Source organism: Solibacillus sp. FSL K6-1126, assembly GCF_038003445.1.
GTDB classification, from domain to species: domain Bacteria; phylum Bacillota; class Bacilli; order Bacillales_A; family Planococcaceae; genus Solibacillus; species Solibacillus silvestris.
Genome location: NZ_JBBOPD010000001.1, coordinates 1,357,780 through 1,373,661 on the forward strand (window position 1 = coordinate 1,357,780; position 15,882 = coordinate 1,373,661).

The 15,882-nt window shown below is 39.7% G+C and carries 15 protein-coding genes; 13 read left to right on the forward strand and 2 right to left on the reverse strand.

Annotated elements, in window-relative coordinates; translation table 11 throughout:
* Positions 1-2 precede the first annotated feature (2 nt).
* Together MHH44_RS06470 and MHH44_RS06475 are read left to right on the forward strand one after the other, a co-directional pair.
* The gene (locus tag MHH44_RS06470) at positions 3-1,142 is read left to right on the forward strand and encodes a CaiB/BaiF CoA transferase family protein (protein WP_340799487.1); all 1,140 of its coding nucleotides are present in this window, start codon (positions 3-5) and stop codon (positions 1,140-1,142) included.
* Positions 1,143-1,290: 148 nt separating this feature from the next.
* Entirely contained in the window at positions 1,291-2,064 is a 774-nt protein-coding gene (locus MHH44_RS06475) for an IclR family transcriptional regulator (protein ID WP_008403114.1), read from the forward strand.
* Positions 2,065-2,156: 92 nt separating this feature from the next.
* Here MHH44_RS06475 and MHH44_RS06480 read toward each other — a convergent pair whose 3' ends face one another.
* Positions 2,157-3,545, reverse strand: coding sequence for a glycine--tRNA ligase (locus tag MHH44_RS06480; RefSeq protein WP_340798090.1), 1,389 nt, complete (start codon positions 3,543-3,545; stop codon positions 2,157-2,159).
* Positions 3,546-4,089: 544 nt separating this feature from the next.
* Here MHH44_RS06480 and MHH44_RS06485 point away from each other — a divergent pair.
* The 9 genes from MHH44_RS06485 to MHH44_RS06525 all read left to right on the forward strand — a co-directional run bounded on the left by MHH44_RS06485 (position 4,090) and on the right by MHH44_RS06525 (position 13,327).
* Positions 4,090-4,728 carry a helix-turn-helix transcriptional regulator gene (locus MHH44_RS06485; protein WP_008403112.1) on the forward strand — a complete coding sequence of 213 codons (639 nt, stop codon included), beginning with the start codon at positions 4,090-4,092 and terminating at the stop codon, positions 4,726-4,728.
* An 8-nt stretch (positions 4,729-4,736) separates the two neighbouring features.
* Positions 4,737-5,549, forward strand: coding sequence for a pyruvate, water dikinase regulatory protein (locus MHH44_RS06490; protein ID WP_008403111.1), 813 nt, complete (start codon positions 4,737-4,739; stop codon positions 5,547-5,549).
* Between the two features lie 312 nt (positions 5,550-5,861).
* Positions 5,862-7,691, forward strand: a complete 1,830-nt coding sequence (gene dnaG / locus MHH44_RS06495; RefSeq protein WP_008403110.1) for a DNA primase — start codon at positions 5,862-5,864, stop codon at positions 7,689-7,691.
* A gap of 30 nt (positions 7,692-7,721) precedes the next feature.
* Complete coding sequence (rpoD, locus tag MHH44_RS06500; protein WP_008403109.1) at positions 7,722-8,849, forward strand: RNA polymerase sigma factor RpoD; 1,128 nt, start codon at positions 7,722-7,724, stop codon at positions 8,847-8,849.
* 171 nt (positions 8,850-9,020) lie between these two features.
* A complete protein-coding gene (locus MHH44_RS06505) occupies positions 9,021-9,575 on the forward strand; it encodes a hypothetical protein (protein WP_065217016.1) in 555 nt (184 codons plus the stop codon).
* Positions 9,576-9,761: 186 nt separating this feature from the next.
* Entirely contained in the window at positions 9,762-10,898 is a 1,137-nt protein-coding gene (locus MHH44_RS06510; RefSeq protein WP_008403107.1) for an acyl-CoA dehydrogenase family protein, read from the forward strand.
* A gap of 150 nt (positions 10,899-11,048) precedes the next feature.
* Positions 11,049-11,387 carry a c-type cytochrome gene (locus tag MHH44_RS06515; RefSeq protein ID WP_008403106.1) on the forward strand — a complete coding sequence of 113 codons (339 nt, stop codon included), beginning with the start codon at positions 11,049-11,051 and terminating at the stop codon, positions 11,385-11,387.
* A 126-nt stretch (positions 11,388-11,513) separates the two neighbouring features.
* Positions 11,514-12,209, forward strand: a complete 696-nt coding sequence (locus MHH44_RS06520) for a tRNA (adenine(22)-N(1))-methyltransferase (RefSeq protein ID WP_008403104.1) — start codon at positions 11,514-11,516, stop codon at positions 12,207-12,209.
* Positions 12,206-13,327 carry a Nif3-like dinuclear metal center hexameric protein gene (locus MHH44_RS06525; protein WP_008403103.1) on the forward strand — a complete coding sequence of 374 codons (1,122 nt, stop codon included), beginning with the start codon at positions 12,206-12,208 and terminating at the stop codon, positions 13,325-13,327. Before MHH44_RS06520 ends, MHH44_RS06525 begins: the two co-directional genes overlap by 4 nt.
* A 73-nt stretch (positions 13,328-13,400) precedes the next feature.
* Here the strand turns inward: MHH44_RS06525 and MHH44_RS06530 are convergent, their stop codons facing one another.
* Entirely contained in the window at positions 13,401-14,369 is a 969-nt protein-coding gene (locus MHH44_RS06530; protein WP_340798091.1) for a 4-hydroxy-3-methylbut-2-enyl diphosphate reductase, read from the reverse strand.
* 196 nt (positions 14,370-14,565) lie between these two features.
* On the opposite strand from MHH44_RS06530, the gene MHH44_RS06535 reads away from it, so the two are divergent.
* Both MHH44_RS06535 and MHH44_RS06540 read left to right on the forward strand, forming a co-directional pair.
* A complete protein-coding gene (locus MHH44_RS06535) occupies positions 14,566-14,844 on the forward strand; it encodes a DUF1450 domain-containing protein (protein ID WP_087615300.1) in 279 nt (92 codons plus the stop codon).
* A 111-nt stretch (positions 14,845-14,955) separates the two neighbouring features.
* Complete coding sequence (locus MHH44_RS06540) at positions 14,956-15,828, forward strand: SDR family oxidoreductase (protein WP_340798092.1); 873 nt, start codon at positions 14,956-14,958, stop codon at positions 15,826-15,828.
* Positions 15,829-15,882: the final 54 nt, after the last annotated feature.

A 15,882-nucleotide genomic window follows, 5' to 3' on the forward strand; every position in this document is an offset into this window, starting at 1 on the left:
GGATGCGCCCATTGGATAATGTTAAAATATTGGATTTATCGCGTGTGTATGCTGCTCCGGCAGGAACGATGATTTTAGCGGATTTAGGTGCTGAAGTCATTCGGGTCGAGCATCCGGCTGGTTCGGATAGTATGCGTGGTTGGGGTCCATTTATAAATGGGGAAAGCACATATTATATTTGTGCGAATCGCAATAAAAAATCAATCACATTAAATTTAAAAGACCAGTCCGATAAAGAAGTACTGCTTGATTTAGTAAAAGAAGCGGATGTCATTATCGATAATTTTAAAGCGGGCGATATGAAAAAGATGGGTCTCGATTATGAGCAGCTTAAGCAAATTAATCCGCGAATTATTCAATGCTCGGTGACCGGATTTGGTCAGACCGGGCCGCTCGCTGCAGAGCCAGGATTTGATCCGGTTATTCAGGCAATGAGCGGTTTAATGGATGTAACGGGACATCCTGATGGAGAAGCGACAAAAGTAGGGGTGCCAATTGCAGATATTTTAACATCCCACTATGTCGTAATTGGGATACTGTCGGCATTAAGAATGCGTGACATGACGGGCAAAGGTCAATTTATTGATCTGGCACTGCTTGATGTACAAATGAGTTCACTCGCTAATGTTGCAAGCGCGTATTTAAATACCGGCTTCAAGTCGAACCGTCTTGGCAACCAGCATAATAACGTAGCGCCATATCAGGTGTTTGAATGTTCGGATGGACCGCTCATGTTTTGTGTCGGCACTGAAGATCAGTTTAAAAAGTTTTGCAAGATGATTAATCGCGAGGGTTGGGTGACAGATGAGCGATTTAAAACAAATTCATTACGCAAACAAAATGAAGACGTACTAGCAGCTTATATTTCCGATATTACAAAAACAAAAACCCGTGATGAATGGCTCGAGCTTTTACAGCAGTATAAAATTCCTGGCGGACGTGTCAACACAATAGAGGAAGCATTTCAGCAGCCGCAAGTTGTCGCCCGGAATCTAGTAGGCGAGATCGAACATCCGTCATACGGGACAGTGAAATTTGTGAAAAACCCTTTACAACATTCGGAGCTTAATATTTCCTATGAATACGGGGCACCGCAGTTAGGGGAACATACGGATGATTTGTTGAAAATTAATAAAAATTAGGAATTGTTGGGCCAAAATTGGTGATTCCTATTGATTGATATCTATTGTTGGTGAAAAAGTTAGGTGAAAAGTTTTATGACTTTTAACATAGCCCCTTCTTTTTTATATGAATGAGTTTTGCTACTATTAGGAAAAGGGGGGCTTTTGGGTGGAACAACAAAAATTTGAAAAAATGTATTTAATGCAAACAGTTCAAAAAACAATTGTAATATTGCGTGCCTTTACGAAAGAACAGCCAAAGCTTTCTTTAACGGAATTAAATAAAAAGACAGGAATCGGGCTATCTAGCTTGCAACGCTTTGTTGCCACACTAGTGTATGAAGGTTTTTTAATCCGGGATGATCGGACGAAGCAGTATCAGCTTGGCCTATCGTTAATCCACTTAGGCAAGCTAGTTGAGGAAGAATCAAGCATCATTACGATTGCACAGCCCATTCTCCAGCAGCTGAACAAAGCGACGAAAGAAAGTATTTCGATGAGCATTATTGACGGTAATGAGCGCCGCTGTATTATGAATATCGAGAGTTCATATGCTTTATCGGCACGTAATCATGTTGGGGATACTTCACCGCTCTATGCCGGAGCCTCTGCTAAATCATTGCTGGCCTTTTTACCGCAGGAAGAAATTGATCAGTATTTGGATGAGGTGGCGATGGAGCATGTAACGGAAAATACGGTTGTTGATCGCGAGCAGTTGTTGGAGCAGCTGCAGGAAATTCGAAAACAGCAATATGTTTTTACACGTGCAGAACGTATTATCGGAGCCTGCTCATTCAGTACGGCGATAATTTCTAACGGGCGGCCGGTTGCATCGATTGCAATTATTATTCCGGAAGCGCGCTTTGATGAAGAGCAGTTTGATGAATTACGTGAACTCATTTTACATGCAAAATTCGATATTGAAAAACAGCTGAATAAATAAGACAATCCAACCGGGTGTAGAACGGTTGGATTGTTTTTTGTTAAATTAAAAAACACTTTCTGCTCAAAACGAACAGAAAGTGTTTTATAAAATTAGAATTGTAAATGTTTTTCGATATAAGCTTTTACTTCAGCGATCGGCATACGGATTTGTTCCATTGAATCGCGGTGACGAACTGTTACTTGACCGTCTTCTTTTGAATCGAAATCGTACGTAATACAGAATGGTGTACCGATTTCATCTTGGCGGCGGTAACGTTTACCGATCGATTGTGACTCATCGTAATCAACCGGGAATGCTTTACGCAAGTCAGCCCAAACGTCGCCAGCTTCTTCAGATAACTTTTTAGAAAGCGGCAATACTGCTGCTTTAAATGGAGCTAGAGCAGGGTGGAAGCGTAATACTGTACGCGTATCATTGCCCTCTAATTGCTCTTCTTCATATGCATCACATAAGAATGCCAATGTTACACGGTCTGCACCTAATGATGGCTCGATGCAGTATGGTACATAGCGCTCATTTGAAACAGGATCGATGTAAGTGAAATCTTCACCTGAATGTTCCATATGCTGCTTTAAGTCGTAATCTGTACGGTCTGCGATACCCCATAGTTCGCCCCATCCGAATGGGAAGCGGAATTCGATATCTGTTGTAGCATTTGAATAGTGTGAAAGCTCATCATCTTCATGGTCACGTAAACGCATTGAATCTTCTTTCATACCTAATGCAAGAAGCCAGTTTTTACAGAACTCTTTCCAGTATGAGTGCCATTCAAGATCTTCACCCGGTTTACAGAAGAATTCAAGTTCCATTTGTTCGAATTCACGAGTACGGAATGTGAAGTTACCTGGTGTGATCTCATTTCGGAAAGATTTACCGATTTGTGCGATACCGAATGGTGTTTTTTTACGCATTGAACGCTGAACGTTTTTAAAGTTTACGAAAATACCTTGTGCTGTTTCAGGACGCAGGTAGATTTCGTTTGAAGAAGATTCAGTTACACCTTGGTGCGTTTTGAACATTAAGTTGAATTGGCGGATATCTGTGAAGTCGATTTTTCCGCAGTCAGGACAAGCTACTTCAAGCTCTTCCATTTTTTCTTTCATTTGATCAAAAGTCATACCGTCAACGATAATTTCTTTGCCTGTTTTTGTTAAAGAAGCATCTTCAATCAATTTATCTGCACGGTGACGCGCTTTACATGCTTTACAGTCGATCATCGGGTCGTTGAAGTTACCTACGTGACCAGATGCAACCCATGCTTTAGGATTCATCAAAATTGCAGCATCCAAGCCTACGTTATGTTCTGATTCCTGAACGAATTTTAGCCACCAAGCTTTTTTTACGTTGTTTTTAAGTTCTACACCAAGTGGACCGTAATCCCAAGTGTTTGCTAAACCACCATAAATATCAGATCCAGGAAATACGAATCCGCGGTGTTTTGCTAATGATACAATTGTCTCCATTGATTTTTCTGCCATGAAAAAAACCTCCTCATAAATATTTAATCAATTATGCCTCGGCATAATTGCGTCCAGATTTTTAGACCCACAGGATGTGGGTCAGTCAGCCGTTGTCACAGAATGTGACGTATTTAGGCTGACTTCTTTTTTCATCTAAAAAATCTGTGACATCTGCCAGAGCTTATTTTTATTCAGCGGGTGTATAAACACCCGCTGAATAAAAATAAAAGCACCCGTCTCCGGGCACAAAAGCTCTGCCCGGGGACGAGTGCATCAAGACGATGTACCCGCGGTTCCACCCCGCTTGTTTTTAAATAAATAAAAACCTCTTTTATAAAAATAGCTCAGGGGTGCCGTTTCTCAATTCAATGTAGGCTTGCACTATCCCTACTCGCTTATGTTAGAATTGATACTTATAAATCCCTTCATCGCTTACATATTAATAATCATAAACAACAAGTGAGTTGTTCGGTAATATTGTAGCATGGGTTTGTTTTCTTCGCAATATAGAAGGAAATAGTATATAATAATTAATGAAAAAGTATAACATTATTTGAAGCGGGTGAGTCCAATCGAACTCAATAAACGTCAAGATGTAATCTTGCAAATTGTAAAAGAAAATGGCCCTATTACGGGCGAACATATCGCAGAGCGCCTTGGATTAACGCGCGCTACTTTGAGACCTGATCTAGCTATACTAACGATGGCTGGATTTTTAGATGCGCGTCCACGTGTGGGCTACTTCTATGCAGGAAAAAAAACAACGGCAGCCTTTACGGAATCAATGCTTAATTTAAAAGTGAAAGATTTTCAGTCAATCCCGGTAGTTGTTCCAGATGATATGACGGTGTATGATGCGATTATCCATATGTTTTCCGAGGATGTCGGAACACTATTCGTTATTGATAAAGATGAAATATTACAAGGTGTACTGTCTCGAAAAGATTTACTGCGTTCCAGTATCGGAACACAGGATTTAAATAAAATGCCTGTGCATATAATAATGACGAGAATGCCGAACATCGCCTATTGTGTTAATTCGGATTCATTAATCGTGGCGGCTAAAAAGTTAATAGAACGAGAGATCGATTCCATGCCGGTTGTTGAAGAAACAGAGCGGGGATTAGTCATTACCGGGCGGTTAACGAAGACGAATATTACACGTGCGTTTATTTCGTTAGCAGAAACGCATGATTTATAGGTGATCTCATGAAAAAATTGACTATATTTGTTGTGTCAGATTCGGTCGGTGAAACTGGAGAAGCTGCTGTGAAGGCAGTAGTAAGCCAGTTTCGGCCAAATTTCGAAAAAGTAAGGATTCGAAAGTTTCCTCATATTGCGAATGTTGATGTACTGGAAAAAATTGTCCAAATTGCGATTGCAAATGAGGCAACCATTGTTTTTACGCTAGTTGAAAAGCAGATGAGACAGGCACTTCAAAAAATTGCAAGTGAATATAAAGTGCATGCAATCGACTTATTGGGGTCGATGCTTGATTTGATCGAAACTTCTTTTGATGAAATGCCATTGCAAAAGCCTGGACTTGTGCATCAATTGGATGATGATTATTTTAAAAAGATCGAAGCGATTGAATTTGCTGTTAAATATGATGACGGCCAGGATCCGCGCGGCATTTTGCTGGCGGATATTGTGTTGGTCGGTGTATCAAGAACATCCAAAACTCCTTTATCGCAATATTTGGCGCATAAACGATATAAAGTGGCAAACGTGCCGCTTGTTCCGGAAGTGGAACCCCCTATAGAATTAATGCAAATCGATCCGAAAAAATGTTTTGGGTTAGTCATTACACCGGAAAAGCTCAATAATATCCGGAAAGAGCGTTTAATAACTTTAGGATTAACGGAAAATGCATTTTATGCGCAACATAGTAGAATTGAGCAGGAAATTAGCTATTTTTATAGTATTGTTGATAAAATAGGTTGTCGAACGATTGATGTGACGAATCGTGCTGTCGAAGAAACAGCGCACAAAATAATTGATATGCTAGAGCTTGATTGTTGATAGCAACTGAAGCCGCCTCTCCAAAAAGGAAGAGGAGGTTTTTTTGGTGGAATAATATTCGCGTTTTTTTAGAAACTAAGTGAACTATACTTTTGTTTCAGAAAACCTTTTGTATTTTGCTGAATTTCGACATTTATAGTTATATTCTGATTATTTTTTTGAAATTATATAGCAAGTATAGTCTTTTTGTTTTATAATAATAAAATTGTGGTAAAAATATTTATTATAGGGTAATTACAAATTTATTAAAGAATTTTGTCGTATTATAGAGGAAATTTGTAATTTATCTCGAATACTGTAGATGGTGATAATATGGCTGGAAAAATACCCGAACATGTGATTGAACAAATTCGTTCGCAGTCCGATATAGTCGATGTCATTAGCGATTATATGCAGTTAACGAAAAGAGGGCGCAACTATTTTGGATTATGTCCATTCCATGGTGAGCAAACACCCTCTTTTTCCGTATCCAGCGATAAACAGATATTTCACTGTTTTGGCTGTGGGGCAGGAGGAAACGCCATTACCTTTGTAATGGATATGGAACATCTGTCGTTTCCGGATGCACTCATTAAACTAAGTCAACGTGCGGGAATCCCGCTTGAAATGGAATTGTCGACCGATCAATCGATGTCGAATTCGCCCATTTCAAAAAAAGAGCAGCAAATGCGAGAGGCTCATACGTTTGCAGTGGAGTTTTATCATCATATTTTAATGAATACAGAAGATGGCGAACCTGCATTAAATTATTTGCTTGAAAGAGGATTTACACGTGAGCAAATCGAAACACATCAGATAGGATGGGCGTTACCGAACTGGGACACGCTGTCCATCTTACTGGAGCGCAAAGGATATGATCCGGAAGAAATGGCCGAAAGCGGTCTGATCATTCGTAAAGAAAGTGATGATAGCTACTTTGACCGTTTCCGGGGAAGGATTATGTTTCCGATTCGAGATGAAAATGGAAAAACGATTGCATTTTCAGGCAGGATTTTGAATTCCGATGGCGAAGATGCTAAGTACTTAAATAGTCCTGAAACGCCGATCTTCCATAAAAGTCAAGTACTTTATAATTTGGATAAGGCGCGGGCATCCATTCGTAAATCAAGACAAGTAATTTTAATGGAAGGCTTTATTGATGTTTTAGCAGCAAACCAGGCGGGCATATACAATGCTGTAGCAACGATGGGTACGTCTCTTACGCCCCAGCATATTACAAAGCTCAAACGCTTAGTTCAGCAAATTACGATTTGCTATGATGGTGATAATGCTGGTTTTGAGGCTGCCAAGCGCGCTGCACAAATGCTTCATCAAGAACAGATTAAAGTTGAGGTCGCTGTTTTACCAGATAAACTTGATCCGGACGAATATATTCGTACACACGGACAAGAGGCATTTAAAAATCAAATAATAGAAAAGCCGCACGCGTATATTGCATTTATGATGATGCATGCGAAACGCGGCAAAAATTTCCAATTTGAAAATGACACACTTCAATACATTCAAGAAGTTCTGGAAACATTAAAAAATAATACTTCTCCAACTGAACGTGATTTATACATTCGCCAATTGGCAAATGAAACAAATATTTCCCATGAGGCAATCAGCACCCAATTAAGAAAAATGGTCGCGGATAATGTAAAAGAGCAGAAACGCGATCAAAAAATGGTGGAAGAACCAACTGTCCTTCTCCAAAGGGAGCGTAAAAAAGACGCAACAGACCGTGCCGAAAGTATACTTTTAGCACATATGTTGCATGATGTAAATATTGTGAATAAAGTTCTCAGAGAGGGAAATAACGAACCTTTCATCCATGAGGAATATTTATCCGTATTTGTACGTTTAATTGGTTTTTATGAAGAATATGAAATGGCTGATTTCCATCGATTCGTCGAAGTGTTGGATGATCATGATTTACGAAAAATCGTGATGGATGCTGCGTTACTTGAGCGTGACCCTGATAATGGTGAAGCGGAAATAATTGATTGTTTAAAGCAAATCGAAAAACGCCGATTAGAACTAAAGATTGAACAATTAAAGCACGATCAAAAAGAAGCAGAAAAAATGCATGAGCATAGACGAGCACTTGAGATTGCCCAACAAATAATTAACTTAAATAGAAAGATAAAAATGGGCGTTTAACGCGATTTGTTTTTAGAAGGAGGAAGGTTTATGGCGGACAAGTCAAAACATTCAAAAGATACGGTAGTGAACGGGGTTTCATTAGAGCAGGTAAAAAAGCAACTTTTAGCTAAAGCAAAACAGGTTGGCGAAATGTCAATGAAGGAAATCTCTGATACATTAGCATTTTTTGAACTGGAGAATGAAGAGATTTTCAACTTTGCCGATGAAATCGAAAAAAATGATGTAACAGTTGAAGGAAAAGAAGAATTTGAAGAAGAAGCACTTTCTAAGCAAGAATCAAGTGAAGAAGCTTTCGACTTAAATGATTTAAGTGTTCCTCCTGGCGTTAAAATTAATGACCCGGTACGTATGTATTTAAAAGAAATCGGACGTGTGGATTTACTTTCCGCAGATCAGGAAATTCGTTTAGCGGAACGTATTGAACAAGGTGACGAAGAAGCACGTAAACGTCTGGCAGAAGCTAATTTACGTCTTGTAGTTTCGATTGCTAAACGCTATGTAGGTCGTGGAATGTTGTTCTTGGATCTTATTCAAGAAGGAAATATGGGTCTGATTAAAGCAGTTGAAAAATTTGACCACCGTAAAGGGTTCAAGTTCTCGACTTATGCAACTTGGTGGATTCGTCAAGCGATTACACGTGCGATTGCAGACCAGGCCCGCACAATCCGTATTCCAGTACACATGGTTGAAACAATCAACAAATTAATCCGTGTACAACGTCAGCTTCTTCAGGATTTAGGCCGTGAACCATCTCCGGAGGAAATTGGAGAAGAAATGGATTTAACACCTGAAAAAGTTCGTGAAATTTTAAAAATTGCACAAGAGCCTGTATCATTGGAAACTCCAATTGGGGAAGAAGATGATTCACATTTAGGTGATTTCATCGAAGACTCAGAAGCACAATCTCCTTCTGATCATGCAGCATATGAGTTATTGAAGGAACAGTTGGAAGACGTGCTGGATACATTAACAGACCGTGAAGAAAACGTATTGCGTTTACGTTTTGGTTTAGATGACGGCCGTACGCGAACTTTGGAAGAAGTAGGTAAAGTGTTTGGTGTTACACGTGAACGTATTCGTCAAATCGAGGCGAAAGCATTACGTAAACTGCGTCATCCATCTCGCTCAAAACGCTTAAAAGATTTCTTAGAATAAGCTAAACAGGAAAAAGATGAAGGAGTATTTTACTCTTCATCTTTTTTTGTGTAAATATAGCAGGTAATTACTATTTTCCAAGAATAATGGTATTGCTTTTTACCGATGTTGTTTATTCGTGAATTATTTACAATATGATGTAGCATATAAATACAGATTTGGAGCGAAACGATGTCAAATCCAAAAAAACAAATTATTATGAATGAAATCACGTTCTGGAAACAAAATAAAATGTTACCAGAACATTATTGCGATTTTTTGATGTCCCTTTATTCGGAAGGAAATCATCAAGAAGAGATTGAAGGAAAATCAAAAAATGCCGTCATAAATGTCGAAAAACGAAAAAACCGCAATCTATCGATGTTCTTTCCAATCAGCGCATTTGTTATGTTGTTGCTGCTGTTTACAATGCAGTTCGAATGGGTTGTCATTGCTGTTGCCGCAGTTTTTGCAACAGGCTGTCTGATCGGGGCTATCTATTTTGCAAAAAGAAACCATCTCATGGCAGTGATGCTGCAGCTGGCGACCGCTTTAGCGATTTTAGGTGTAACATTGAAAGTGAGTACAACATATTTTGCCGGCAATAATGAAATGCTTTATATCATCCTTATTGTGAACTGTTTATTCTGGCTTTTAAGCGGTGTCATGCTGAAAATTATTTATTTTACAATCTCAGGCGTTCTTGGGTTAATTGCCATTATTAGTGCATGGATTTATTTCCTGTAGGAACATCAAAATAATACATAAACTTATACTATTTTTTTAAGCTATGCAGAAGAAATGAAACTTTTCTGCATGGCTTTTTTGTATCGTTTTACAAAATACTCTGCAAAATACATATATTTTCTGTAAAAATACATATTTTTAGATTACAATAGAATTGAAATGAAATAGGCTGAGAGGATGAATGGTATGCATTTTGATTTAACAACTGAGCAAGCGATGTTACAAAAGATGATACGTGAGTTTTCGGATGAAGTAGTGGCACCAGGAGCAATCGAGCGTGATAAAACGAAAGCCTTCCCAGTAGAAATTTTTAAAGAACTATCCAATATGGGCATTATGGGTCTGCCATTTCCAGAACAATATGGCGGAGCGGGTGCAGATACAATCAGCTTTGCGATCGTTACCGAAGAGTTGAGCCGTACATGTGCTTCGACAGGAATTACATATTCGGCACATATTTCATTAGGCGGTGCACCATTGCATTTATTCGGTACAGAAGCGCAGAAGGAAAAATACTTAACACCGATCTGTACAGGTGAATCATTCGGCGCATTCGGTTTAACAGAGCCTAATGCCGGTTCTGATGCAGGTGGGACAGAAACTACCGCTGTGTTGGATAATGGAGAATTTGTCATTAACGGGTCGAAAGTTTTTATTACAAATGCAAGTTATGCCAAACATTTAGCGTTAACAGCTATTACAAATCGAGATGGAAACAAAAAAGAAATCAGCGCCATAATTGTACCGACTGATGCAAAAGGGTTTACGATTAAGTCGGAATACGAAAAAATGGGCTTAAATGCTTCGAATACAACGGAATTGATTTTAGAAAATGTCCGCGTTCCGGAAGAAAATTTACTTGGAGTCCGGGGGAATGGCTTTAAACAATTCTTAACGACGCTTGACGGCGGCCGGATCGGTATTGCGGCAATGGCAGTTGGAATTGCACAAGGCGCATTAAATAAAGCGGTTCAATATGCAAAAGAACGTAAGCAATTCGGAAAGGCATTGGCAGATTTTCAGGCAACACAGTTTAAATTGGCTGATATGGAGGTAAAAATACAATTAGCGCGGACATTTGTGTATAAAGCGGCATGGCTGAAGGATCAGGGGCGTCCATTCGGCAAAGAGGCTGCTATCGCCAAATACTATGCTTCCGAGATGGCAATGGAAGTTTGTGATGAAGCCATTCAAATTCATGGCGGCTACGGCTATATGAAAGAATATGAAGTGGAACGCTTTTTACGGGATGCAAAACTGTTGGAAATTGGGGAAGGTACGTCTGAAGTACAGAAAATGGTAATTGCAAGACATATATTATGATAGAAATAGCAAATTGGTAAAATTGTTACAAAGCTAGTAAAACTTGTTCGTAAACTCTTTCGGTTTTCCATAGAATCAAGTACAATTAATATTGTTTACTAGGCTAATGTCTAGCATGAAATAGAATATTTAATGAGGGAGGGGAACGCAATGAGAAACAATCCACTTATTCCTTACGTACTTATCATGGCATTCGGTATCGGACTAATTTTCTTCATGTCATTTGAGGGTGCAGCTGATAAAAACAGTGCGGACGGCGAACATTCAGGGGAAACTGCTGAATTAAATGGTGAAGATATTGCTCAAAAGAACTGTATTTCGTGCCACGGTGGTGATTTAACTGGTGGTGGAGGTCCTTCAATCGTTGGATTAGATGCTGAGCATATTAAAGACTTCGCATTAAATGGTTCGGATAACGGCATGATGCCGCCAGTTCTTAAAAACGAAGCGGAAGCAGATGCGGTAGCTGAGTATATTTCAGGTTTATAATGAATAATCAAGTGCAGAAATGGAGTAATCCTGTTCTGCACTTTTTTGTATTCTGGAAAGAGACGTTTTTGTGAAAGTTCTATATAATAGGGGTAGTTTGTGATATAGAAAAGAGGATATATAAATATGAACGCACAAAAACTTTCAAAACGACTGGAAACGGTCGCTTCATTTGTACCGACAGGAGCAATTGTAGCGGATATCGGAAGTGACCATGCCTACCTGCCATGTTATTTAGTGCATAAAGGTATTGCTGCACGTGCAGTAGCGGGTGAGGTTGTAAAAGGACCTTATGAATCAGCTGTAAAACAAGTTCGCACTGAAGGCTTAACAGATAAAATTACAGTACGCATGGCAGATGGTCTGGCGGCTGTTGAAGAAGCGGATGAAATTACAGCCGTTACAATTGCAGGGATGGGCGGACCATTGATCGTGTCCATTTTAGAAAAGCATCCACAAGCTTTAAAATCGGTAACCCGTTTAATTTTACAGCCGAATATTCATGCAAAGGCCATCCGTGAATGGGCCATGGAAAATGGCTGGGCAATCCAGGATGAAGTCATTTTAGAAGAGGATGGGAAAATCTATGAGGTCCTTGTATTACAGCGCGGTGAAATGAAATTAAACGAAGCGCAAACTTTGCTTGGACCGAAGCTGATGGAAACAAAAGTACCTGTTTTCATTGAAAAGTGGTCACGTGAAATCGCGAATTGGCAACGTGTTCAACAAGCAATTTCAGAAGCGGAAAAAACACCTGATAATCAGGAAAAGTATGAACAACTTACACATTACATTAAAATGGTACAGGAGGCGATTGCGTGAAATCCGTAAATGGCAACGAGATTATCCAAGTATTTGAATCATGGTCACCTAAAAAATATGCATGCATGCCGAATGATCCGATCGGCTTGGCCATTGGTACGTTAAATAAGCCTGTCACAAAAGTGCTTGTAACACTTGACGTGACAAATGAAGTCGTAGATGAAGCGATCGACAATGGTTGTGAGCTTATTATTGCCCATCATCCGCCGATCTTTATGAAGCTCTCAAACTTGCGTACAGATAATCCGAAAGGGGCACTGTATGAAAAGTGTCTGAAAAATGATATCGCTGTATATGCAGCGCACACGAATCTCGATGTAGCGCCGGGCGGGGTCAATGATTTACTGGCAGATGCTTTGCAACTGGAAAACCGCAAAATTCTAGAAGTGTCGTTCGAAGAAAAAATGATGAAGCTAGCCGTATTCGTTCCTGTGGATGATGCAGATGCTTTGCGTGATGTGCTGGCTAAAGCCGGAGCCGGTCGTTTAGGCCATTATGAGGCATGCAGCTATACATTGGAAGGTAAAGGCCGTTTTCGTGCAACAGAAGGAGCAGATCCGGCTGTAGGGGAGATCGGTGAGCTTCACATCGAGGAAGAGGAAAAAGTGGAAGTCGTGTTCCCGCAATCGATGAAAAATAAAATATTAAAGGCGATGCTAAACAACCACCCGTACGAAGAGCCTGCTTATGATCTGTTTACGATGGACGTTGACACAAATAAACAGGGGCTTGGCCGAATTGGTAAGTTAAAACAACCGATGACATTACGGGAATTTGCCCAATTAGTGAAGGTACAGTTGGACGTGCCTTGTCTGCGTGCTGTTGGACCTTTGGACCGTGTTGTCCAGAAGGTTGCAGTTGTTGGAGGAGACGGCAATAAATATATTCGTGCTGCAAAATTTGCGGGGGCTGATGTATTTGTAACAGGAGATATCGGCTTCCATATGGCGCAGGATGCAGAAGTGGAAGGCTTAAGCATTATCGATCCAGGTCACCATGTTGAAAAGGTCATGATTAAAGGCGTTGCAGAAAAAATGGCTTCTTTATGTGCGGATCAAAAATTGCCTGTTGAATTTATCCAATCCAAAATCAATACAGAACCGTTTCAGTTTATTTAATCAGGAACAACAAAAAATCTCAATTTTCTCCGGTAGAAGAAAATTGAGATTTTTTAGGTTCGCTTATTTGGCGTTAGTAAGGCATAATTTTTTCAACTGGTTTTGGAGCTTTAATTTTCGGTAAAATTTTGTCCAAAGTTACGGAGCGTACGATTTCATGTGTTGCAGAATCATTTTTGTCGAACTTCTCCAAGAATGAAATGACTTCCTTAACGATTGGTGTCGGTGTTGAAGCGCCTGCTGTTACTGCTACTGTTTCAACGTTTTCCAGCCATTCAATTTGCAGCTCTGAAATATCCGAAATGCGGTAAGATGGTGTTCCGGCAATCTCTACTGATACTTGTGTTAAACGGTTCGAGTTGTTCGATTTTGGATCGCCTACAACGATTAATAAATCGGAAGTACCGGCCTGTTCAGCTACTGCTTCTTGACGGACTTGTGTCGCCAGGCAAATTTCTTTATGCACTTCGACATGAGGGAATTTTTCTTTTAAACTATCCATTAGAAAAGCGACATCCCATTGGCTCATCGTCGTTTGGTTTGTTACGAGAATTTTTTCGTTTTCAAAAGCAAGATTATCTATATCGTTCATCGATTGAACTAGGTGAACATGGTCTGGTGCAACACCGATTGCGCCTTCCGGTTCAGGATGTCCCTTTTTACCGATATAAATAATATCGTAGCCTTCTGCTGTTTTTTCGCGGATTAAGTCATGTGTCACCGTAACGTCCGGGCAAGTCGCGTCAATTGATACGAGTCCTTTACGTTTCGCGATTTCACGGATTTCAGGTGATACACCGTGTGCCGTGAAAATAACTGTGCCTTGCTCTACCTGTTCAATTATTTCTTTACGGTTGTCGCCATCAAGCGTAATGATGCCATCTTGTTCAAATGCATCTGTAACATGTTTATTGTGTACAATCATACCTAAAATGTAGATTGGTCTTGGTAATGTAGGATCAAGTGCGGCATTGCGTGCAATGACCATAGCGTCTACTACCCCATAGCAGTATCCACGCGGATTAATTTTAACAACTTTCATTTATACGTAACTCCTTTCAAAGCCCTGTAATTTCATTATATAGGACGTGTATGCTTTATTCAAAGTTCGCTTACTGAAATCTCTAGTAAATTCGATGGAAATGTCGCGATATAGCGAAGTAATCGCATAAGTACAGAATTTTGTGAACGTTTGCTATAATAGCAGAAATAAATAAAACGAAAAGTGGGGAAATGGGATGGCGTTTTCTTTTTTTAGGAGGAATAAATCAGTAGCTTTAAAAAATCAGGTGGAGTTTTGCATGACAAATTTATCGCTCGGCGCAGCAGATGTATATGATGTGCTGCTGGAGCGGGAAGATATTGAATTAACGGAATCCGGCTGTACTTCAAACTGTGAAATTTGCGAATGTCATCTATTTGCGATTGTAAATGGTGAACTGATCAAAGCAGAAGATGCGGAAACACTCTTACAAAATGTGGTAAACGAGCTGAAAGAAAATTCAGTTTTGTTTTAAACTACATAGCCGGGGAAAAAATATTACATAAATAGTTTTATGTGAACGAAACAATCGAAAACTTTTCACTAAAACTTTATAACAATATTTCAATAGAGGAGTGTTTCTTTCATGACAAATGTTGAAAATAAACAAGTTGGCGGTACACCCGCACAAACTCAGCCATCACAACCTGGAATCGAAAGCAAAATGAACCCATTATCAACACAGCCTTATGAATATTCGGGAAGCGATAAGTTAAAAGGCAAAGTGGCAATTATTACGGGCGGTGATTCAGGAATTGGCCGAGCGGTTGCCATTGCCTACGCAAAAGAAGGGGCAAATCTTGTTATAAACTATTTGGAAAAAGAGCAATCCGATGCAGAAGAAACGAAACAACTGGTTGAAAAAGAAGGCGTTCAGGCAGTTCTTGTTGAAGGGGATATTGGTGATTATGAAACAAGTAAAAAACTTGTAAAGACAGCACTTGACCATTTCCAGCAAATTAATATTGTCGTAAATAATGCAGCGGTACAATATCCTGTCGATTCATTTTTAGATATTACGGTCGAACAATGGGACAAAACATTCCGTACAAATTTGGATGGTATTTTTTATTTATGCAAAGAAGCTGTTCCGCATTTGGGGCAGGGAGATTCTATTATATGTACGACATCGGTCAATGCCTACCGAGGCCATTCGATTTTAATTGATTATACATCCACAAAAGGTGCGATAGTAGGATTTGTCAGAAGTTTGGCACAAAATATAGCTGATCGAGGAATCCGCGTAAATATGGTCGCACCAGGACCGATTTGGACACCATTAATTCCTTCTACATTCGATGCGGATCAAGTAGCGGAATTCGGTACTGAAACACCATTAAAACGCCCAGGACAGCCGAGTGAGCTTGCTGGAGCATATGTGCTGCTGGCATCCCAGGACGGAACATATATTACCGGCCAATGTATCCATGTAAATGGCGGAGGCACTATGTGTTCATAAGCATGATCCAAGGAGTATATTGATTCAGTAAGTATACACGGTAAAAATAGAAAG